Origin of the sequence: Hyphomicrobium sp. NDB2Meth4 (genome assembly GCF_900117445.1) — a bacterium.
Classification (GTDB): domain Bacteria; phylum Pseudomonadota; class Alphaproteobacteria; order Rhizobiales; family Hyphomicrobiaceae; genus Hyphomicrobium_A.
In genome coordinates this window covers 980,047-1,001,268 of sequence record NZ_FPEJ01000001.1, presented here as the reverse complement: position 1 = coordinate 1,001,268, position 21,222 = coordinate 980,047, and the positions used below count along the sequence as shown (strand labels likewise).

Annotated in this window: 20 protein-coding genes; 7 read left to right on the top strand and 13 right to left on the bottom strand. The window is 62.5% G+C overall.

All coding sequences use genetic code 11. From position 1 onward, the window contains the following. The first annotated feature begins 441 nt into the window (after nt 1-441). A complete protein-coding gene (locus NDB2M4_RS04760) occupies nt 442-981 on the top strand; it encodes a GcrA family cell cycle regulator (RefSeq protein ID WP_072370773.1) in 540 nt (179 codons plus the stop codon). 149 nt (nt 982-1,130) lie between these two features. On the opposite strand, the gene phoB is transcribed toward NDB2M4_RS04760, so the two are convergent. The 7 genes from phoB to NDB2M4_RS04725 form a co-directional block, all read right to left on the bottom strand. Next, nucleotides 1,131-1,817 carry a phosphate regulon transcriptional regulator PhoB gene (phoB, locus tag NDB2M4_RS04755; RefSeq protein WP_072370770.1) on the bottom strand — a complete coding sequence of 229 codons (687 nt, stop codon included), beginning with the start codon at nt 1,815-1,817 and terminating at the stop codon, nt 1,131-1,133. A gap of 22 nt (nt 1,818-1,839) precedes the next feature. Then, nucleotides 1,840-2,550 (bottom strand): phosphate signaling complex protein PhoU, encoded by a 711-nt coding sequence (gene phoU / locus NDB2M4_RS04750; protein ID WP_072370767.1) that lies wholly within the window; start codon nt 2,548-2,550, stop codon nt 1,840-1,842. A gap of 89 nt (nt 2,551-2,639) precedes the next feature. Then, nucleotides 2,640-3,461: a phosphate ABC transporter ATP-binding protein PstB gene (gene pstB / locus NDB2M4_RS04745; protein ID WP_072370764.1), complete on the bottom strand. Its 822-nt coding sequence runs from the start codon at nt 3,459-3,461 to the stop codon at nt 2,640-2,642. 23 nt (nt 3,462-3,484) lie between these two features. After that, entirely contained in the window at nt 3,485-5,218 is a 1,734-nt protein-coding gene (pstA, locus tag NDB2M4_RS04740) for a phosphate ABC transporter permease PstA (RefSeq protein ID WP_072370761.1), read from the bottom strand. Continuing rightward, on the bottom strand, nt 5,211-6,602 hold the full coding sequence (gene pstC, locus NDB2M4_RS04735) for a phosphate ABC transporter permease subunit PstC (RefSeq protein ID WP_072370758.1): 1,392 nt from the start codon (nt 6,600-6,602) through the stop codon (nt 5,211-5,213). The genes pstA and pstC overlap by 8 nt, the downstream gene beginning before the upstream one ends. Nucleotides 6,603-6,715: 113 nt before the next feature. Continuing rightward, the gene (locus tag NDB2M4_RS04730; protein WP_072370755.1) at nt 6,716-7,750 is read right to left on the bottom strand and encodes a PstS family phosphate ABC transporter substrate-binding protein; all 1,035 of its coding nucleotides are present in this window, start codon (nt 7,748-7,750) and stop codon (nt 6,716-6,718) included. A gap of 224 nt (nt 7,751-7,974) precedes the next feature. Continuing rightward, nucleotides 7,975-9,336, bottom strand: coding sequence for an ATP-binding protein (locus NDB2M4_RS04725; RefSeq protein ID WP_171988023.1), 1,362 nt, complete (start codon nt 9,334-9,336; stop codon nt 7,975-7,977). A 137-nt stretch (nt 9,337-9,473) separates the two neighbouring features. Here NDB2M4_RS04725 and ppk2 point away from each other — a divergent pair, with 137 nt between their 5' ends. Further along, on the top strand, nt 9,474-10,349 hold the full coding sequence (ppk2, locus tag NDB2M4_RS04720) for a polyphosphate kinase 2 (protein WP_072370752.1): 876 nt from the start codon (nt 9,474-9,476) through the stop codon (nt 10,347-10,349). Nucleotides 10,350-10,389: 40 nt separating this feature from the next. Then, nucleotides 10,390-10,875 carry a cupin domain-containing protein gene (locus NDB2M4_RS04715; RefSeq protein ID WP_072370749.1) on the top strand — a complete coding sequence of 162 codons (486 nt, stop codon included), beginning with the start codon at nt 10,390-10,392 and terminating at the stop codon, nt 10,873-10,875. 13 nt (nt 10,876-10,888) lie between these two features. Here the strand turns inward: NDB2M4_RS04715 and NDB2M4_RS04710 are convergent, their stop codons facing one another. Then, entirely contained in the window at nt 10,889-11,764 is an 876-nt protein-coding gene (locus NDB2M4_RS04710) for a hypothetical protein (RefSeq protein WP_072370746.1), read from the bottom strand. Continuing rightward, nucleotides 11,761-13,521, bottom strand: coding sequence for an AAA family ATPase (locus NDB2M4_RS04705; protein WP_072370743.1), 1,761 nt, complete (start codon nt 13,519-13,521; stop codon nt 11,761-11,763). The genes NDB2M4_RS04710 and NDB2M4_RS04705 overlap by 4 nt, the downstream gene beginning before the upstream one ends. Nucleotides 13,522-13,679: 158 nt before the next feature. Between NDB2M4_RS04705 and NDB2M4_RS04700 the strand changes: the two genes are divergently transcribed. Further along, complete coding sequence (locus tag NDB2M4_RS04700) at nt 13,680-14,219, top strand: MmcB family DNA repair protein (RefSeq protein ID WP_244536042.1); 540 nt, start codon at nt 13,680-13,682, stop codon at nt 14,217-14,219. A gap of 19 nt (nt 14,220-14,238) precedes the next feature. Here the strand turns inward: NDB2M4_RS04700 and NDB2M4_RS04695 are convergent, their stop codons facing one another. Both NDB2M4_RS04695 and NDB2M4_RS04690 read right to left on the bottom strand, forming a co-directional pair. Continuing rightward, complete coding sequence (locus tag NDB2M4_RS04695) at nt 14,239-14,808, bottom strand: ActR/PrrA/RegA family redox response regulator transcription factor (RefSeq protein WP_072370741.1); 570 nt, start codon at nt 14,806-14,808, stop codon at nt 14,239-14,241. 253 nt (nt 14,809-15,061) lie between these two features. Next, on the bottom strand, nt 15,062-16,420 hold the full coding sequence (locus NDB2M4_RS04690; protein ID WP_348533030.1) for an ActS/PrrB/RegB family redox-sensitive histidine kinase: 1,359 nt from the start codon (nt 16,418-16,420) through the stop codon (nt 15,062-15,064). Nucleotides 16,421-16,654: 234 nt separating this feature from the next. Here NDB2M4_RS04690 and NDB2M4_RS04685 point away from each other — a divergent pair, with 234 nt between their 5' ends. Beyond that, nucleotides 16,655-17,263 carry an SCO family protein gene (locus NDB2M4_RS04685; protein WP_072370730.1) on the top strand — a complete coding sequence of 203 codons (609 nt, stop codon included), beginning with the start codon at nt 16,655-16,657 and terminating at the stop codon, nt 17,261-17,263. Nucleotides 17,264-17,454: 191 nt separating this feature from the next. Continuing rightward, nucleotides 17,455-18,201, top strand: coding sequence for a M48 family metallopeptidase (locus NDB2M4_RS04680; RefSeq protein WP_072370728.1), 747 nt, complete (start codon nt 17,455-17,457; stop codon nt 18,199-18,201). A 6-nt stretch (nt 18,202-18,207) separates the two neighbouring features. On the opposite strand, the gene NDB2M4_RS04675 is transcribed toward NDB2M4_RS04680, so the two are convergent. Both NDB2M4_RS04675 and NDB2M4_RS04670 read right to left on the bottom strand, forming a co-directional pair. Beyond that, nucleotides 18,208-20,175, bottom strand: coding sequence for a transglycosylase domain-containing protein (locus NDB2M4_RS04675; protein ID WP_072370725.1), 1,968 nt, complete (start codon nt 20,173-20,175; stop codon nt 18,208-18,210). Between the two features lie 132 nt (nt 20,176-20,307). After that, the gene (locus tag NDB2M4_RS04670) at nt 20,308-20,598 is read right to left on the bottom strand and encodes a hypothetical protein (protein WP_072370722.1); all 291 of its coding nucleotides are present in this window, start codon (nt 20,596-20,598) and stop codon (nt 20,308-20,310) included. Between the two features lie 157 nt (nt 20,599-20,755). On the opposite strand from NDB2M4_RS04670, the gene NDB2M4_RS04665 reads away from it, so the two are divergent. Next, nucleotides 20,756-21,214 (top strand): DUF4112 domain-containing protein, encoded by a 459-nt coding sequence (locus NDB2M4_RS04665; RefSeq protein ID WP_072370720.1) that lies wholly within the window; start codon nt 20,756-20,758, stop codon nt 21,212-21,214. Nucleotides 21,215-21,222: the final 8 nt, after the last annotated feature.

Genomic DNA, 21,222 nt, shown 5'->3' with positions numbered 1-21,222 from the left:
CCGTGCGCACCTTCGAGCGACCGCTGCCGCGGGCCTGCAACCGCGGGCAAATCAGTCACGGGAGCCGATATTGCATGTTGCGAATATACCACCTGTCCCGTGGGATGCCCTGATGCAGTGCGGGACGTTCTTGTAGGCCCAATTCTGCCTGTTGTAGGTTTAGGCCTGTCGCGGCACGAGGTCTCGCGCTTGACGCGTGACACTCTTTGAGTAGCCCCGGCTCGACTCGGTGAACCTGTTGTTTGCTCAGTCGTATTCGCGCTTTTCGTCAAGCGCCATCTAGTACGCGTCACCCACAGTACAGCGTCCGTAACCGGTCAGGCATTGGCTTGTCGCGTCCGTAGCGTCCCCGCACGCTCCGCGCCGCGCCCCTGTCTGTCCCGACTGTCAATCGGTGTGCGCATAGGCGCGCGCCCCTGGTACCTCAGGGAGCGAGAATTTATGGCTTGGACGGATGAGCGCGTGGAGCTGTTGAAAAAGCTCTGGGGCGAAGGCTTGAGCGCAAGCCAGATCGCCGGACGGCTCGGCAGCGTCACCCGCAATGCCGTGATCGGCAAAGTTCACCGGCTCGGGCTCTCCGGCCGAGCGACCACCTCGCGCATGAAGAGCCACCGCCCCCGCCCGCGGATGGCTTCCAAGCGCATGGCGAAGACGCGCATGGCGCAGACGGGCAACCCCGCGTTCCGCGCCCTCTACCAGGAGGCGGATGTCTATGTGCCGCCCGCGGAAGAGATGGTGATCCCGCTCAACGAGCGCAAAACGATCCAGACGTTGACCGAGTGCAGCTGCCGCTGGCCGATCGGGGACCCGCAAGCCTCCGATTTCCACTTCTGCGGCAAGAACAAGGTCCCCGGCCTCCCGTACTGCGAGTTTCATGCCCGCCGCGCTTTCCAACCCCCGCAGGCTCGCCGCCGCGAGCGCGAGGTAGTGGAAATGCCGTCTGCAATGGAGATCGCACCTCCGCGCAAAGAAACCGCCTAAGCGGTCACGCGGCACTAAGCCAAAAATTAAAAGCGCGGGATCCAACCCGCGCTTCTTTTTTGTGCTGCATGCATGGCGAGCCGTTGAACGGCGCGCAAGCGTCCGCGCGCTGCGCGGGAAGCCTTCTTTGCCTGCAGTGAATGCTGGCTTTAGGCGTCGCCGAAGACGTAACCGGCGGAGCGGACCGTGCGGATCGGGTCGCGCTCGTTGCCGCGGATCAGCGCCTTGCGCAGGCGGCCGATGTGCACGTCCACGGTGCGTTCATCGACGAAGGCATCGCGGCCCCATACGCCGTCGAGCAACTGCGTGCGCGACAGGACGCGGCCAGAGCTTTCCATCAGGAATTCGAGCAGACGGAACTCGGTGGGTCCGAGACGAACCTGACGCAGCCCGCGGGTGACGCGATGGGCGGCGCGGTCGAGCTCGATGTCGCCGATCTTGATCACCTCGGCGACGCGATCGGGCGACGTGCGGCGCAGGATGGCCTTCACGCGCGCCATCAGCTCAGGAAGAGAGAAGGGCTTCACCACATAGTCGTCGGCGCCGGTGGAGAGGCCGCGGATGCGGTCGCTCTCCTCGCCGCGTGCCGTCAGCATAAGGATCGGCACGTTGCGGGAATCCGGCTTGGAGCGCAGGCGCCGGCAAAGCTCGATGCCGGATACGCCTGGCAGCATCCAATCGAGGACAACGAGGTCGGGCCGATCCTCGTCGAGAAGGATCAGCGCTTCCTCGCCGGTCTCCGCATGGGAAACGCGGAAGCCCTCGGACTCGAGGTTGTAGCGCAGCATCTCGGCGAGCGGCGCTTCATCCTCGACAATGAGAACCTTAGCGGACATTCGTGTCGTCCTGCCTCATCCCTCAAGAACCAGAGATCAGCGTCGAGCTGGTCTGATCGTCCTTGGGGCGGTCGTCGGTGATGTTGAAGCCGCGCACGAGGAAGTGGACCGTTTCGGCGATGTTGGTGGTGTGATCGCCGACGCGCTCGATGTTCTTGGCGCCGAAGAGCAGGTGCGTGGAGATGCCGATGTTACGCGGATCCTCCATCATGTAGGTGAGCAGCTCGCGGAACAGCGAGTTGTACATCGCGTCGATCTCGGCGTCGTTGCGCCAGACGTTGAGCGCCTTGTCGGCGTCACGCTCGGCGTAAGCGTCGAGAACCTCTTTAAGCTGATGCAGGGCGAGTTCCACCATGTGGCGGATGCCGGACATGAGCGGCTTGGGGTGCGATTCATCGGCGATCGCCAATGCACGCTTGGCGATATTCTTGGCGAGGTCGCCGATGCGCTCGAGGTCGGTGGTGATGCGTAGCGCGCCCATGATGTGGCGCAGGTCGTCGGCCATCGGCTGACGACGCGCGATCATGGAGATGACCTGCTCTTCGATGTCGCGCTCGAGAGCGTCGATCTGCTTGTCGGCGAGGACGACATCCTCGGCGAGCTGGGGATCGCGGCGCTCAAGCGCGCCGAGGGACTGCCCAAGCAGCTGCTCAGCCATGCCGCCCATCTGCGCGATCTTCTTGTCGAGCAGCGCCAGCTCTTCTTCGTATGATTTTACGGTGTGCTCGTTCATGGGGGATTCTCCTGCCGGACGGGGGGCTCGGGCTGGTTGTGTTGGTGCGGCGGCCGGCTGGCGGCCGAAGGGGAGGAATGCGCGTAGCATCAGCCAAATCGCCCTGTGATGTAGTCCTGCGTGCGCTTGTCCTTGGGGTTCGTGAAGATCTCGGTGGTTGGTCCTTCTTCGACAAGGGTGCCGAGGTGGAAGAACGCTGTACGCTGCGAAACACGGGCCGCCTGCTGCATCGAGTGGGTGACGATGATGATGCAGAAGTTCTTGCGCAACTCGTCGATCAACTCTTCGATTCGGGCGGTGGCGATCGGGTCGAGGGCGGAGCACGGCTCGTCCATGAGGATCACCTCAGGATTGACGGCGATGGCGCGCGCAATGCAAAGGCGCTGCTGCTGACCGCCTGACATACCCGTACCGCTCTCATTCAAGCGGTCCTTAACCTCCTTCCACAGGCCAGCCTTCTCCAGGCTCGACTGCACGATTTCGTCGAGGTCGGCCTTGGAGTGGCTAAGTCCGTGAATGCGCGGGCCGTACGCAACGTTCTCGTAGATCGACTTGGGAAACGGGTTCGGCTTCTGGAACACCATGCCGACGCGAGCGCGAAGTTGCACAACGTCGAGCTTCGGGTCGTAGATGTCCTGGTTGTCGATGGTGATCTTGCCCGTCACGCGGCAAATAGGAATGGTGTCGTTCATGCGATTGATGCAGCGCAGGAATGTCGACTTTCCGCAACCAGATGGGCCAATGAAAGACATCACGCCGCGATCGGGGATGTCGACCGATACGTCCATCAGCGCGCGCTTCTCGCCGTAGTATACGTTTACGTCCTTAGCGCTGACCTTCGGAGTCGAAAGTCCAGCAGCCAAGTTAGCGTGCACGACCGCGTCGGCGTGCTTGTCGACCAGGGTATGCATGAGTGCCTCGGTTGTTGAACTTCTTACCAACGTCTCTCGAATCTTTTGCGCAGCCAGATCGCGGCGCCATTCATCACGAACAGGAACATCAGCAGCACGATGATTGCCGCTGCCGTCTTGGACTTGAATGCTACTTCAGGCAGATCCGACCAAAGATAGATCTGGACCGGCAGCACGGTGGCAGCATCTGTAAAGCCATGAGGAATATCCACGATGAAGGCGATCATGCCAATCATCAGGAGGGGTGCTGTCTCGCCGAGGGCGTGCGCCATGCCAATGATCGTGCCCGTCATGATGCCCGGCATCGCTAGTGGCAGCACATGATGGAAGATCGCCTGTTGATGCGAGGCGCCGACGCCAAGCGCAGCCTCTTTGATCGATGGCGGCACGGCTTTGAGCGCAGCGCGCGAGGCGATGATGATCGTCGGAAGGACGAGAAGTCCAAGAGTGATGCCGCCTACCAACGGGGCGGATCGCGGCATGCCGAAGAAGTTAAGGAACACCGCCAAACCAAGCAGACCGAAAACGATCGAGGGAACGGCCGCAAGGTTATTGATGTTCACTTCAATGATGTCGGTAAGCCTGCCTTTGGGCGCAAACTCCTCAAGATAGATCGCGGCCATGACGCCGATCGGCAGGCAGAGAACGAGCGTAACAACAAGCGTCAGGGCAGTGCCGACGAGCGCGCCTCGGATGCCGGCGAGTTCCGGCTCACGGCTGTCGCCGGCCGTGAGGAAAGTCCAATTGAAGGATTGTTCGACGTGGCCAAGCTGCTTGAAGCGCTCCAAGAAGGCGACATCCTGGTCCGTCACCTTGCGGTTGCTCTCGGGCGTCTCGTAGGTCACGAGCTGCCAGGTGCCGGGCTTTGCCTCGTCCGTCGAGCGCAGGGGCAGCAGCACAATACCCGTGGCCGAGACATCACTGAGCTTGGTGATCTTCATCAGGCCGCCATCGATGGCGATCAGAAGGCTCGGCATCTTATTGTCGAGTTCTTCTTCGACTTTGGGCTGGTCCACGCGCTGCTGCAGTTTCTCAGCCTCATCGCGGAGAGCCTTGACCCTCGCGGTTACCGTGTCGCCCGCAAACAGCTCCAGTCGATCTGCTTCTGAGCGAAGGCTTCTCGCCTGCTCGGCGATCCGCTGCTTCAAGTGGACCAGTGCGTCGGCGAAATCATTAGCCGAGCTTAGAACAGTGATCTCGCCCGACGTCCCGCTGGGAGTCGCGATCCCTCGCATCTCGCGAGATTCGATCTGTGTGCCGGCGCCTTTATAGTAGAGGTCAGAAGTGGCCGACAGAATCAGAGGTGTCTTGACGGTTGTGCCAACGAGACTTGGATTCGCAACCAGCTCGTCGCGCAGCGGCATCGCGGCGTCTGTGCTCACAAGACGGACCAGCTGCTTCTGGGCCTTACGGCTCAATTCGCCGGGAAACATCGATTCCAGCGCGGCCTTCGTGAGCGGATAGAAATCCGCTGAACGAATGCTGGCCTCGTCGACCTTCCCGCCCGATGAGACAGCGGCAGGGTCGACGTGCACGTCGAGCACGAGCGAATACTGCCAGAAGGCAGGCAACCCGCGGCTGAGAACGTCACCAATGAGCACCACCACAAAGACGGCGGCGAGTGAAAGCGCAGCAAGACCATACAGCTTGAAGCGCGCCTCACGGCGGTAACGGGCTCGAATTCGGGCCTTTGCGGCCGACGAAGTCACATCGACCCGCCGCACGCGTGCGGCATCTGAGGCGGTGATATCAGTCATATTCCTCTCGATACCTACGAACGATGGTCAGGGCGATGATGTTGAAAACCAGAGTGACGAAGAAGAGTACGAAGCCTAGAGCGAAAGCTGCCAGAGTCTTGGCGCTGTCGAATTCCTGATCGCCAACGAGAATGGTCTTGATCTGCACGGTGATGGTCGTCACCGCCTCAAGCGGATTGAAGGTGAGGTTCGCGGCTAGGCCAGCAGCCATAACCACGATCATCGTCTCACCGATGGCACGACTGATCGCGAGCATGAAGGCGGATACGATACCGGGCAGAGCGGCGGGAAGGACCACCTGCTTGATCGTTTCCGATTTCGTCGCCCCCATGGCGTAGGCACCATCGCGAAGGGACTGGGGCACAGCGTTGATCACGTCATCGGATAGAGACGAGATGAATGGGATGATCATCATCCCCATGACGAGACCGGCCGCGAGAGCCGATTCCGAAGCAACGTCCAATCCGAAATATGCGCCCCAACCGCGGATCAGCGGAGCAACGGTCAGAGCCGCGAAAAAGCCCAGGACCACAGTTGGGATGCCCGCCAAGATCTCTAGTATCGGCTTCGCCCAGGCACGGAACCGCGCGGTCGCGTACTCAGATAGGTAGACGGCGGAGAACAGCCCCAGAGGACCGGCAACGAGAATTGCAATGAGCGTGATCAGAAGTGTGCCAGTCAGAAGCGGAATGAAGCCATAGGCAGTCTTGATGTCACCCTGATCAGCGCGCATCGCCGCCTGCGGGTTCCACTCTGTGCCGAACAAGAATTCAGTGACAGTTGGGCGGCCCTTCAGACTCGGGTCGAAGAAGAAGCGGATCGTCTCGTAGAGCACCGAAAACACGATCCCGATCGTCGTCAGCACGGCGACGGCCGCGCACAACATGAGCACGAGAACGACTAAGCGCTCGAAGTGATTGCGCGCTCTGAACGCGACACTGACCCGGCCCAGACTGAGGCCAATGGCTACGAGAGCCGCAAGGACTCCTCCGCCGAAGATGAGCGCGTTACCCCACCAGAGTGTGGATTTCATGCTGCGCGCAGCTTCAACGAGCGAGTCCGATGGCGTGCCAGAGTACTGGCCGGCAACGAGGTTGTGGATGTCTCGGAGCGTTGCGCCTCGATGCAAGGCGTCGCTCGCGGTCTCCGCACCAAAGAATGAGAGCGCCTGCGCCTGGGCAAATTTTTCCAGCAGCGGTACGCCGACGACGTAGATGAGTAGCATCGGCACGAACACGGCCGAAGCTGCAAAAAGTCCATGGTAGTTCGGCAACGAATGCAGTTGTCCAACGCCACCTTTGATTAGTCGTCCCGCTTGGGCGCGAGAAACAAGGAAGGCGATGAGAACCAGAACCGCCATCGTGACGAAATAGTAGCCGGACATGTCAACTCGCTTCTTAGCCGTTAGGGCGCAGCGACGGACTTTCTAAGCGTAGCGTAGCGCGAGTGAAAGAAGGCCACCGCTGAATATTTTCCAGCGGTGACCTTCACTCAAGCTTAGTTCACGAGGTCAGCCGACAGCGTCTTCATGCCGATCGCCGATTCGCGAACCTTGTCAGCTTCTTCCTTGGGAAGAGCAACGAGGCCCTTGCGAGCAAGGTAGCCGTCCTTCGACATCGCCTTCTCGGAGACGTACTCCTCGACGAACTTGTCGATGCCGGGCACGACGCCGACGTGCTGCTTCTTCACGTAGATGAAGAGCGGACGGGCGCCCTTGTACTTGCCAGCCGAGATCGCGTCATACTCGGGCTCAACACCCTCGATCGACACGCCCTTGAGGTTGGCGCCATTCTCTTCCAGGAACGAATAACCGAAGATGCCGTATGCGTCCTTGTTGGCTTCGAGCTTCTGGACGATCACGTTGTCGTTTTCGCCAGCCTCGACATAGGCGCCGTCCTTACGGATCGACTTCCACACCTTGTCGAATGCCTTGGAGTCGGCCTTCTTGAGAGCCTTAAGCGTCGGGAAAGCCTCGGCGCCCTTTTCCATGAACAGCTCATGGAAGGAGTCGCGCGTGCCAGAGGTCGGGGGCGGGCCGAGAACCTCGATCTTCACGTCGGGGAGCGAGGGGTCAATCTCCGACCACTTCTTGTAGGGGTTCGGGATGAGCTTGCCGTCCTTATCCGGAACCTGCTCGGCAAGAGCCTGGAACACCTGCTGACGGGTGAGGTTGGTGTCAGCGCCGTTCTTCGACTGAGCAATGGTCAGACCGTCGATGCCAACCTTGATCTCGACGATGTCCTTGACGCCGTTCTTCTGGCAGTCCTCGAACTCGCCCTTCTTGATGGCGCGGGAGGCGTTCGTGATGTCAGGATTGGCTTCGCCAACGCCGGCGCAAAACAGCTTCATGCCGCCGCCGGTGCCCGTCGACTCGACGACCGGGGTCTTGCCGGCGCCAGACTTGCCGAACTGCTCGGCAACCGCGGTGGTGAAGGGGTAAACCGTCGACGATCCGACAATGCGAATCTGGTCGCGGGCGACGGCAGCGCCGGCGAACGCGAACGAGCCAACGACGGCCGCCGCGGCCGTCATGGCGATAAGCTTGTTGCTCACACTGATCTCCTGATCCTGGAGGTGACTAACGGGGCGTGCGGCCTACCCGCACCTCGTAACCTCCCCCCGCCCGGCGCCTTTGCGCCGTGGGGCTTAGATAGACCAATGCAGCTATACTTTAGTGACAGGTTAATGCGTTGAACTTGTTTGTCTATTCTAGATTTGCACGCATGTCGCAGGGCCCAGGGCGGATTTAGCCCGGATCAAGAATTTCCGCCAAGCTCGTCGAAAATTGCCGTGAAGGTCGAGCCGACGCCGAGGCGCGAGGCGATACGCAACTCGGCGCGATGGCGATTGAGGATGTGCTTGACGATGGCGAGACCAAGCCCGGTGCCGCCCTTCTCGCGGCTGGAGGCGACATTCACCCGGTAAAACCGCTCGGTGAGGCGCGGCAGGTGCTCCGGGGCGATGCCATGGCCCTCATCGGTGACGCTGACCCAGACTTTGTTGCTCCCCGAGCTGCGCGGAGCGTCGCGCCCGACGCGGACCTCGATGGCGCCGCCTTCGCGGCCATACTTGATCGAGTTCTGGATGAGGTTCTGGAGGACTTGGACGATTTCCTCCCGGTCGGCACGGATGCGCGCAGGTGCGTCATCGCGAACGAGGTTCACTTTGGCTTTGGCCGCTTCGGCGACGGGCTCCAGCGACTGGCAGACGTAAGCGGCGGTCTCGTTGAGGTCGACGATGCCGCGCGGCGGGAGGTGAACACGCATCTCGACACGGCTGAGGGAAAGGAGGTCGTCGATCAGGCGGGTCATGCGCTCGGCCTGGCTGGCCATCAATTGCAGGAAGCGCTTGCGGGCGTTGGCGTCGTCCCGCGCCGGGCCCTGCAGGGTCTCAACAAAGGCGCGCAAGGAGGCGAGCGGAGTACGCAGCTCGTGGCTGGCGTTGGCGACGAAGTCCGTGCGCATCTGGCCAAGGCGGTCTTGCTCGGTCAGGTCGCGGAAGGTGACGAGCACATGCGGTGCCGAGGGGCGGGAAGAGCCCGCTAGACGCGATACCGTGGCGGCTATGCGGCGCTCGACCGGCACCCGTTCGATCAACTCGACGTCGATGCGATCCTCGTCGCCAAACAATGCCTGATCGACGGCAACGAGCAGATCGGGGCTGCGCGAGACCTGACTCATTGGCATGCCGTCACGGGTCTTCGGGAACATCTCGGCCGCCAGGCGATTGTGGTGCAACAGCGTTCCGGCCGCGTCGAGGGCCAGAGCGGCCGTTGGGATCGCATCGACGACAGCGCGCCAGCTGTTACGCTTTTCTTCCGTGACACGTACCCCAACATCCATTGTCGGCGTCCCTGCGAGTGCGTCGATGATGGTGCTCGCGTCGAGCGGCCATATCGCGGCTGCGAACATCAAGGAAAGTGTAGCGATGATGGCTGCGAGCGAGCCGAGTGCACCGAATAGGACGAGAACTGCGAATATAGCTATGGCAGCGGCGACTGGCATCCAGCGCGCTGCCAAACGGCGTTTGCCAGAGCACCATTCCTCAGCCGCCCAAGTCTCGAACTCGGCCCTGCGCTCGGTCCAGCGTATCCCGGCGAGCACCGCACCTAACGACATCTTCCATCCGGGCTTTCGATCATTCGATAACGCCATTGCTGCTAAATACCGGGGATCATAACGCCTTTCAAACATGACAGTCTGACGTCAAGCGATTCACCTTACGATGATCGTACACAGCCGGGCGGGCCAAAGACATGAATGCCAAGAGCGACAATGCGAAATCAGCACTTCCCTATGGGTTCGACATCGAAAACCCGGTGCTGGCGCCGGAGATCATCGAGAAGGCGCTGACATCGGGAGGCTTTCCCTATGACCAGCAGCTGAAAAAGAAGGTCTACGAAGAACAGCTTGAGGCTCTGCAGCTCGAGCTATTGAAGCTGCAGACGTTTGTGGAGGCGGAGGGCGAGCGGGTTGTGGCGCTGTTCGAAGGGCGCGACGCCTCGGGCAAGGGAAGTTGCATCCGCCGCTTCCTGGAGCGGCTCAATCCGCGCCATGCGCGATCAGTGGCGCTGACGAAGCCGACCGAGACGGAGCGTGGCGAGTGGTACTTCCAGCGCTACGTCTGCCACCTACCGACGGCCGGCGACATGGTCCTGTTCGATCGCTCCTGGTACAACCGGGCGGGCGTCGAGCGGGTGATGAGCTTTTGCACGCTGGCTCAAGTGGAGGCCTTCCTGGAAGCGGCGCCGGACTTTGAATCGCTGCTGGTGCGCGATGGCACTAACCTGTTCAAATTCTATCTCGTGATCGGGCGCGAAATGCAGCTCGAGCGCTTTCATGAGCGACGGCACAATCCGTTCAAGCGCTGGAAGATCACCGAGATCGATCTCGCAGCCATAGACAAGTGGGACGACTACACGCGCGCGCAGCGCGAGATCTTCAAGCGCACCAGCACTAAAGAAGCGCCGTGGATCGTGGTGAGGGCCAACGATCAGCGGCGCGCCCGCCTCGAAACGATCCGCTGGGTTCTTTTCCATTCGGAGTACGAAGGAAAGGACGCAAAGATTGTCGGCGAGCCGGATCCGAAGATAATCGGCACAGGCGCGAAGTATTTCGATACCGCGCCCTGAGTTTCACACTGGCGTCGAACGCGCCGACGGGGAATGCAGCATGAAGCCGTTCTTGAACCTCGATGAGATCGTCGAATTCGATGACGTGGAAGAGAACGGCCTCTTCACGTCCAAACGTGCCTTGTTCAGCGACGGTATCGGCGCGCGGAAGCTCGGTTACAATCTGACCGTTCTGCCTCCCGGCAAGGCGCAGTGTCCTTTTCACTCTCATCGCGGAGAAGAGGAGATGTTCTTGATCCTCGAGGGAGAGGGCGAGCTGCGCTTCGGGGAACAGCGTTACCCGATCCGCAAGCACGACATCATCGCTTGTCCTACCGGTGGCGCCGAGGTTGCGCACCAGATCATCAACACGGGCGCGAGCGATATGCGCTACCTCGCGCTGTCGAACCTATGTGAGGTCGAAATCTGCGAGTACCCGGACTCGGGCAAAGTTTCGGCGGTTGCGGTGCGCGACGGCGAGCAACGCCTGGGGAAAATATTCAGGGCGGAGCAGACAGTCGATTACTACGACCGGGAAAAGAACTAGCTGCACTCTTCGGCTAACGGACGAGCAGCAGCGGGCATTCCAGGGCGGCCGTCAGCGGACGCAGGCTGGCACCAGTAGCGACGAGACGGCCACCATATTGCGCGAGCGCGAAACCGGGCTTGTAGCGCTGCAGCACGGCGGCAAGGGGCGCTGGATCATCGTTGGCGGCAAGGACACTTTCGAAGGCGATGACGTCGTCTTCGCTTCGGGTGGCGCAGAGGAGGCGCGCCTCGCCTTCCATCCAGCTCAGCTCGTCGCGGCGATCGCCGACGAGCGTCAGCTTCACGTCTCCGCCACACGCGGGCGCTAGCCGTTGGGCGGCGCGCAACATGGGCCCGAGGCGCTGGAAATCCTCAACGACCGCGACAACAGAGCCTTGCGAGCGGCGGCCGAGTGGACCGGTGATGACCGCACCCGTGGTATCGCGCACCCGCTCGAACAGCTGTGCGAGGCGCGGGCCATCGCTCGGGGTCAACGGTTCGCCGAGGACGACCAGGTTCCAAGGACCATTCTCGGCACAGGCACGCGAGACAGCGCGCAACGGCTCGTCGCGCACGATGCGCGACCGGCAAGGAACGGAGGCATCCGAGCCCACCTCTGCCACCTGCCGATGGAAGGCCGCAGCGGCAAAGCGCATCTCGCGCTCTAGCGTCTCGTGCGGAAGCGCGCGCCATGAGCCTCCCGATGCGCCAATGACGCGCGCAAAGGGAAACGCGGCGAGATCGAAGAGCTGCGTATCCTCTACGTAAAGGCTTTCGACTTCCGCCTGAAATGACTGCGCCAGAAGCATCGCGGCGTCAATGGCGATGCGGCTCACCGAGGCCGAGCCGCCATGCCAGAGCACCACGCGCCCTGAGCGCTCGTCGGCAGCTGCGACGTGGGCGATCATGATGCCTCCGCCAACTCGGCGGCGTTTATCGCACGGCGCTGCTTCAGGGCACGCTCGACGTCGGCGGCGGAAATGGTTTTGCGCTTCTCCGTGTCGGCCCAGTGATCGGCTTCGCGGCAGACATCAATCACATCGCCGATGAGAAGCGACAGCTTGCGCGTGCTGCCGGCCCGGTGTGCGGCCTCGTCGATCAACAGGGCAACGCCTGCTGCATCAATGGGACGAAGGTACTGCTTGTCGACGACGCCGGCGACAATGCGCGCGAAGGTGTCGACGGTCTCCTTGGTGCGATCGACAGCGTGGTCGAACACCGCTTCGACCTTCAACAGGCGCCGCAGTCCCGGGAAACTCGCCGCGAGGCGGCGCTGCGTGCCGGCATTGGCGAAGACGACAAGGCGGAGGTTGAGCGGAATGGGTTCGAGGTCAGGCACCTCATCTCCCACGGCACCGACGGGACCTGCGGGCGGGTCGAAGCGGATCTCATCTGCTTCGAGAGCACGGCGCAGTGCATCGGCGGCGGCAGGGCTGTCGATCAACGCGTCACCGTCCACCAGCAGGAAGCCGCCGTTGGCACGATGAAGCGCGCCATGCTTGATGCGGACCACCTGGGTGCTGCCGTCGGCAGCGGTACCGAGCTCGATGCGGCCGAAGAGGTTGGCGTAGGTCGGGTTCTGCTCGTGGATGATGGGCGCACCTGAGCCTTCCGAGCTCGTCGCGAGCACGTGCACCAGATAGCGTGCGAAGCTTGGATGCGAGGCGGATACGCGTGCCGCCTGCGCGCCCGTCGATGCCGTCGCGCCTGAGACGAACATCGCCGCGTTGCGCACGAGATCGCGCGCGGCTGCCTTCAAGTAGCTCTCGACACCGGCAACCTCGGCGAAATCTGCCTTGATCTCGTCGAGCGCGGCGCGGACGTGGCGGCCGGCGACCTGCTCGTTGAGTGCGACGAGGCGCGCGCGGCGTTCTTTTTCAGCTTCCGGGCGCTCAGTCAGAATGGCCTCGATCTCCGCTTCGAGAGCGGCAATCTTGGTCTCGACCTCGCGGCGCAGCACCTCGGGGACGGAATTGAAGACGTCGGTCTTCACGACCTTGCCTTCGAGGACCGGGGCGACGGCGATGCCGGCAGGCGTGCGCAGGAGGGCAATGTTCTGGGCTTCGGCTTCGCGGCGGAGTGACTCCAGAGCATCCTCGCGGCTGAAGCGGAATTCTTCTTCGATGGTGCGGCGCTTCAAGTCGTAGTCGTCGGCGGTGAAGGCAGCGGGCAGGGCGTCTGCGAGTTGGTCGATGGCCCGCGCCATCATCTCGGCGAAGCGCTTGGCGGTGCCGGACGGAAGCTTCAGCGCGCGGAACCCGCCGGTCGGATCGAACGAGCTGACATAGGCCCAGTCGGACGGGCGGACCGACTTGTCGGCCGCAGGTTGGAGACGCGCGCGCGCTACCGTGCGGCGGCCGGAGCCCGTCGGGCCGACGACCAGCAGGTGATAGCCAGGTCCTTTGATGCCGGCGGCGAAGTCGATCGACTCGATCGCCTTCTCCTGCCCGAGCGGTCCATCGGCTGGCTTAAGGTCGGCGGTGGTGTTGAAGCCAAGGCTGTCGGCAACGGTGGCGCCAGCCGAATCCATGTAGGCGCCAAGAGGCAGCCCAGGCTCGCCATCTGCCTCGGCGGGCTTTTCCGCTACAGCTTGTTCGCTTGAACTGCTGTCGGATGGGGCCTCGGCGGCCTTGCTCTTGTCTGACTTGAAGAGTTTGAAGAACATGAGGTCAGGCGCTCGTCCCTCGATGAGTTGCCCGCGACTCCTAAGAGCAGATTCGAGCCGGCGTGGGCCAGCTCGATCGGCAGAGGGCCCGAGTCGATGTGTGTGCGACTCATTCCCAGAGCTGCTGCCGGCAATGCTCACCTGCCCATGGTGGTCAAATGACGGCAATGAACGATAAAGCCGGGGAAACTGGCAACGGTGTGGCAGAGCCTGCATGCACGGAAGCCACCACATCGGATTCAGACGGCGAAAGCGTCTGCGAAGGCCGCGATGCCGTGACGCGCGAAGTGTGCCGCGGGGTGGGCCGCCTGTTGCGGGCCATGTCGTTCGCGATTGTGACCGAGCTGCCGCTGCCAAATGGCCGCCGCGCGGACGTGGTCGGGTTGTCGCCATCGGGCGACATCTGGATCGTGGAGGTAAAGTCCTGCCTCGACGACCTGCGCGTCGACGCGAAGTGGCCAGAGTATCGCGACTACTCGGATGCCCTGTTCTTCGCCGTGGCACCGCACTTTCCGCGCGAGGCCCTTCCCGAAGATACCGGTCTTATTCTCGCCGACCGCTACGGCGGCGAGATTATCCGCGAGGCCCCACTTTCACGGCTGGCAGGTGCGCGACGCAAGGCGATGACGCTGCGCTTTGCGCGCTCTGCCGCATTCAGCCTGCAGTTGCTGGCCGATCCAAGTCTCAACGTCCTGTGACGCGAACTGCGCGCCGAAATTACTTCGGCGCGCGCTTGGCGAGAATGCGCTGCAGAGTACGGCGGTGCATGTTGAGGCGACGCGCCGTCTCCGACACGTTGCGATTGCACAGCTCGTAAACGCGCTGGATGTGCTCCCAACGGACGCGGTCGGCCGACATCGGGTTCTCCGGTGGCGGGGCCTTGTCGTCGGAAGGCGCAAGCAGTGCGTCGGTCACATCGTCGGCATCCGCCGGCTTGGCGAGATAGTCGACGGCGCCGAGCTTCACGGCGGTCACCGCGGTCGCGATGTTGCCGTAGCCGGTCAGCACAATGGCGCGAGCATCCGGGCGAGCGCGAGCAAGCTCTGCGATGACGTCGAGGCCGTTGCCATCCTCAAGCCGCATGTCGACCACGGCGAAGGCGGGGGCGCGTTCGCGAATGAGGTCGATGCCCTCGGCAATCGAGTGTGCGCCACGCACCTCGAAGCCGCGAAGCTCCATGGCGCGGACGAGACGCTGCGCAAACGCGCGGTCGTCATCGACGATGATCAGCGATCGATCCTCGGGCAGTTCGTCTTGACGGAAGGAAAGATCTTCAGGTTGGTTCATTGTTCCTCCGGCCAGCCCGGAATCGGCGGCAGCGTGTTTCGCCTCCACGAACGCCTCCTACTTAAGCGTGGTTGTCTTCAAGGGGCCGGCCCCGGGTTGGGACCGGCTCGTGCGGAGCCTTGCTAGATTTACCCGGTAAGGTCGCACCTTGTCGCAGGTCTGTCAGCATCAAGATAGGGATTTTGTCAACGCGGAATTAGCCCTGGAGCGGCCTAAGTGCCTAAAAAGGTCAAAGATTTATTCTGTTTAGCGGCTACGAAGTGAGAATGAAGGCCCTCGGCCAGCTCACGGTGACCACGGCACCCATGCCCCCGCGGGTGCGATTCGCAAGGCTAACGGTCGCTCCGGAGCGCTCCAGCAGTGTCTTGGCGATGAAGAAGCCAAGCCCCAATCCCGCTGAATCTTCCTCCAGAACCCCATCGACGCGCTCAGCCGGCCGCGTGGTGACATAGGGCTCGCCGATGTTGTCCATGATTTCGGCGGGGAAGCCGGGGCCGTCGTCGGCGATGGTGACCACGAGGCCTGAAGGGCCCCACTCAGCGCCGACGTCCACCCGCGACTTGGCGAACTCGGTCGCGTTCTCGATGATATTGCCCAATCCGTAAATGACGCCTGGGCGGCGCTCGAGCTCTGCCTGGCGGCGGCCGGCATTGGCCATCTCGGTCGTGGGCGCCGCGGTGATATTGATGGCAACCTTGTCGGAGAAATAGGGAGCGGCCGCTTCTTCCAGCATCGCGCGCACACTGACCCTTGCGTGCATCGGGTCTTCTTCTCCCGGATGGCGGGTCAGCTTCTGCAGGATCTCGCGGCAGCGGAGCGCCTGCGCCTTGAGGAGCACGATGTCCTCGCGGATGGGGTCGTCCGGCTTGATCGTGTGCTCGAGCTCCTTGGTCACGAGCACGATGGTCGACAGCGGCGTGCCGAGTTCGTGAGCGGCCGCGGCAGCGAGACCATCGAGGGCGTGCAGCTTCTGCTCGCGTGCCAGCACGACGTCGGTCGCGGTGAGCGCAGCGGACATCTGCCGGCCTTCCTTCGTCAGCCGCCACGCGTAGAGGCCGATGAATGTGGTCGATACGCACAGTGCTGCGAACGCGCCCACCTTGTAGATGACCGGCAGCTCCAGCTCGACGCCTGGATACCAGGGCAGGGGCTCGTGCGCGACGACGAGAACGGCAGCCGACATCAGTGTCAGCAAGCCGAGCGCAATGGTGTTGCGCAGCGGCAAGGTCGCCGCCGAAACCACGACCGGGGCGACCATCAGCATGGCAAATGGGTTGTCCATGCCGCCGGTGAGGAAGAGCAGCGTTGCGAGCTGGAGAATGTCGTAGCCGAGCAGGCCCGTGGCGTAAGGAACGGTGAGCCGGTGACGCGACGGATACCAGACCGCGAGAAAGACGTTCATCCACGCCGAGAGCGCAATAACCGTCAGGCACGCGCCGATCGGCACGTAGAAGCCGAGGCCGAACGAGACGAACGAGATCGCGGCGAACTGGCCGAGCACGGCGATCCAGCGCAAGCGAATGATCGTGTGCAGGCGAAGGCGATTGCTGATCGGATCGGCCAGGACTTGCTGGCCCAGCTTCTTCTTGCGGCGGTCGGAGGTCTTCAGCACGGTCGTTTCCTTGGGGCGGCTCGTCCCTCGAATATGCTAGCGGGGCCCGATGATCCACCAGCTATTTCAAATCGCGGTTACGCGCGCCCCAATATAGAGCCGGTCTGAGGCAACTAGCACAAGGCGCAGGGTTCGGGTCGCTCGGCTCCTCCGCGCCGGTTAAGGCGGCGAGGCAGAGTTGCGCGAAGCGCTGTTACGGCTTAACTGCGGTGGCGGAAGAGGAAACCCAGCCCAATGCGTGCAAAGATGATTGCGAGCGTCATCGCAGGTCTCGTTCTCGGCGGGATTGCCGCCATCGCGATCATTCCTGGAGTGCAAGATCGGGTCTTGGGCCCAGCGGGCACGGCAGGGTCGGGCAAGGCGCTCGTGGGCGGGCCGTTCACACTCACCGATCAGGCGGGGAAGACCGTCACCGACAAAGACTTCCGCGGCCGCTACATGCTGGTGTTCTTCGGCTATACGCACTGTCCAGATATTTGCCCTGCCGGATTGCAACTCATCTCAGCAGCGCTCGACAAGATCGGCAGCAAAGCTGACAAGGTCACTCCGATTTTCGTGAGCGTCGATCCGCAGCGCGACACGCCCGAGACGCTCGCGACGTACGTGAAGAACTTCAACGACCGTATCGTGGGCCTGACCGGCACACCAGAACAGGTCGCAGCTATCGCCAAGGCTTACCGCGTCTTCTACGAGAAGACGCCGAATGAGAACGATCCATCGTCTTACGGCATGAATCATACATCGATCATTTACCTCATGGGACCGGACGGCGAGTATGTCTCGCACTTCACGGCTATGACGAGCCTCGATGATATGGCCGCTAAACTGGGCAAGATTCTCTAGCGGACACGCGCTGCGCGCTGCGATGCGGCCACAGTGTTGCTCCATCGACTATGCCGCATGGCTTTGTCACTGGCGGGACGCTGTAATTTCGATTAGGTGAGGAAGTGCTCGTCTTCCAAAGTGTGGCGCTTTGGTTGAGTTGAGTTTCCGACCAACGTCGTGTTGTTCGAATTTGCACGAGGGGGAAGTCGGTGCGGAAGTCAGTTCGGGGGCCTGCATTGAAGCGTCCGCGCATCGAAGAGCTCGATTGCCCGGTTGAAGTTCGACGACATCCTGGCGCGCGCCGCCTGACGCTACGAGTCAGCCGCACGAGACGCGCCGTCATCGTGACTCTTCCTGTGCAGTGTGACCTTGGCGAAGCTGGATCGTTTCTCGACCGAAATATCGAATGGGTGCGCGAGCGCCTCAGCAGCATCCCGCAGCCAGTGCAATTCGTCGATGGCGAGCGTCTGCCGGTGCGCGGTGAATTCCACAAGCTGACGTTTACGGGACGGCGCGCCGCCGGCGGTGGCGTAGTGCGCGCACATCGGACTTCCGACATTCCGGAATTGCGCATATCGGGCCGCGAGGAGCACGCTCCGCGTCGGTTGCGCGACTGGCTCGCCGAAGAGGCGCGGCGCGATCTCGACGAACGCGTGCAGGTGCATACGCGCGCACTCGGCGTCAAGGCGAAGCGTATCGCCATCCGCGATCAGGCGACGCGTTGGGGCTCATGCTCGACGACGGGTGTGCTGTCGTTCTCGTGGCGTCTGATCCTCGCGCCGCCGCGCATTCTCGACTATGTCGCTGCGCACGAGGTTGCGCATCTGGCCGAGATGAACCACGGCCCGCGCTTCTGGGCGCATGTGGAGCGGCTCGTTCCTAGCATGAAGGAAGACAAGCTGTGGCTGCAGCATTACGGGCTGGAGCTTCACCGTTACGGACCAACCGCCGACTGAAGCGGGTTATTGTCCGTCGAGAAATTTACTGATTGAGCCAGTGTCAGAGACCGGCGTGTCGTCCGTTGCGCGGGCGAAGAAGTCATCGCCGATGCGCTCGCCCGGATGGGCGCTGCCGGCCACCGCGGTAGCGGCCGAGGAGACACCCAGAGGCAAGGGCTTCCGGCCCGCATGCGCGCCGAGCATGATGGAGCGCCAGACTTCCGCAGGAAGTGCGCCGCCAACGACATGGTTCATTGGCGTGCCATCGTCATTTCCGACCCAGACGCCCGCTGTGAGATACGCGGTGTAGCCGATGAACCAGGCATCGCGGAATCCTTGCGAGGTTCCGGTTTTTCCGGCCGCTGGGTAAGGCGGGATCGCAGCGCGGCGTCCCGTGCCTTCGGAAAGCGTGGCGGCAAGCATGTCGTTCATAGCGGCGATTTGCGCGGGCGCGACGACCGGCTGTGGTGCCCCATCAGGATGCGTGAAAAGAACCTCGCCTTTGGCGCTGCGCACGCGGCGCACGACGTAAGGCTCGGCGGCGCGGCCACCATTGGCGATGACGTTGTACGCACCCGTCAGCTCGAGTAGCGAGACCTCGGAGGTGCCGAGTGAGATTGTTGCATCCTTGGCCAGCGCAGACTTGATGCCGAGTCGACGCGCGGCTTCGGCGACGCGTTTGGCTCCGAGCTTGAGCGTCAGGCGCGCGGCTACGCTGTTCACCGACTTTGCCAGCGCCGTGCGCAACGCCATCGGCCCCAGGTACTGGCCGTTATCGTTGCGAGGCGCCCATCCCGAAATGCTCAGCGGAAGATCGTCGACAACGCTGTCGGGCGTGTAGCCGGCTTCCAGCGCGGCCAGGTAGACAAACGGTTTGAAGGTCGAGCCGGGCTGGCGCATTCCCTTAACGGCACGATTGAACTGGGTCTCGGCGTAAGAGCGTCCGCCGACAAGCGCCAGGAGCGCTCCATCGTGATCGAGGACCACTGCTGCCGCCTCGCTGGCGTTGAGTTCAGGGCCGCGAAGGGCGATCACCTGCTCAACGACGGCGGATGCGTTGGCTTGCAACGTGCGGTCGATCGTCGTCTCGACGATCAGGCCTTCCGCTCCGCCGGCAACACCCGCCAAATACGCTGGCCCGAGCTGATCCATCACGTAGTCTACGGCGTAGTCGGCACCCACCGCCTCAGCCCGCGCAGAGTTCTCAAATGACCGAGCCACTTCGTCGGCTGCTTGATGCTCCTGCTCCTCGGTGATGGAGCCCACGTCCTCCATTTGCGAGAGCACGAGGCGCGCACGGGTGCGGGCAAGGGCCGGATTGGAAAGAGGTGAGTAACGCGAGGGAGCCTTGAGCAGGCCCGCGATCATCGCGGCCTCGGCGAGCGTCAGGTCGCGCGCAGACTTGCGGAAGTAGCGCCGCGCCGCTGCGTCGATGCCGTAGGCGCCGGAGCCAAGATAGACGCGGTTCAGGTACAGCTCGAGGATGTCTTCCTTGGAGAGCTTCATCTCGAGCCAAAGCGCGAGAGTGAACTCCTCAAGCTTGCGAGCGAAGGTGCGATCGGAGGTCAGGTAAAGGTTCTTGGCAAGCTGCTGGGTGAGCGTCGAGCCGCCCTGAACCGTGCGTCCTTCGCGCAGATTTATGAAGGCGGCACGCAGCATGCCGAATGGATCGACGCCGTGGTGGTCATAGAAGCGCTGATCCTCGGTCGCGATTACGGCATCGGCGACGTAGTGCGGCAGCATGCCGATCGGGACATAGTCTTCGCGTCCGTGCTCGGACACCACCGCCCCGTCGCGCGCCAGGATCTTGACGTAAGGGACAGTCTGCTTGGGCCGCAGGGAGAGGGGATTTGGATAGATGGCGGAGTAGTAGAGCATCAACGCAGCGATCGCGAGCGCGCCCGCCGTCGTCAGCGCGAGCAGCGGGACGAGCACTAGGCGGTAGAGCAGCGACGACTGCCCCCGTGCCGGCGATGATGAGAATAGGCCCATCGTCAGGCCCTGCTCCTGCGAGAAAAGTTATTGACGAAAGGTTGCTGCAAATTTCTGTCGGGCTGCCAACCTAACCCCACAGCGTCTAAGGCGCAGTAAACCTTGAGTCGCACCTGGCCAAAACCTGTAACGTCAAGTTTTTTCGCGCAGAAGCACAATAGGATAGAGGACTACGGCGAGAATGATGCGGGCGATCACGGTAAAGAACATCAGGAGGAGCTGGCGCTCCTCGAGCAGAAGCTCGAGCCAGATGTTGTATTTGGCAGCGAGCCCAGTCGAGGTGATCAGCCCTTTGAAGCTGCGCGCCCAGCCGAGCATCATCGAAAGCGTTTCCGGCGAGTAGATGGCGACAACCGCCATCAGAAGCGCGCCGAGAATGAGCGAAAAGACGAGATTGCTGATCGAAAGCACGAGACGCAGCACTGGAAAATCCCCCCAACCTGCCCAAGGGCTGCAGCCTAGCATCCGAGCCCGAGCCACGAAACAACCCTAACAGGATGCTGATGTGCATCCCCATATGGAACGAGCGCAGGGCCGGCCGGGTTGCGATCAGCGAGGCTGCGCATGGAGCGGGATAGCCATGGCTTACGTGAAACCCGGAGCACCGGGCACATTCGAGCGGATCGAGCGCCTGGAGCAGGCGGAGGTCGAGGCGGCGCTTGCGCGGCTCAACGCGCTGGCGCGGCTGATGGATTCTCTGTTCGTCATACCCGGGACGCGACTGCGCCTCGGTGTCGATGCGTTGCTGGGGCTGGTGCCGGTGGTCGGCGATCTCGCAGCCCAGCTCGTCTCCGCTTATCTCATCATGGAGGCAAAGCGGCTCGGCGTCTCGAACCTGGTGCTGTGGCGCATGGTGGGCAATTCGCTGATCGACACGGTGGTCGGTGCCGTGCCGCTCGTCGGCGATGCTTTCGACGTGGCGTTCAAGGCCAACATCAAAAACATGCGGCTTTTGCAGCGGCACCTTGAAAAGCGCGGCTATCGCGCGACCAGCCCCGGGGGCAACGTCATCGATGGCGAATACGAGCGCGTCGCCTGATCGGGTCG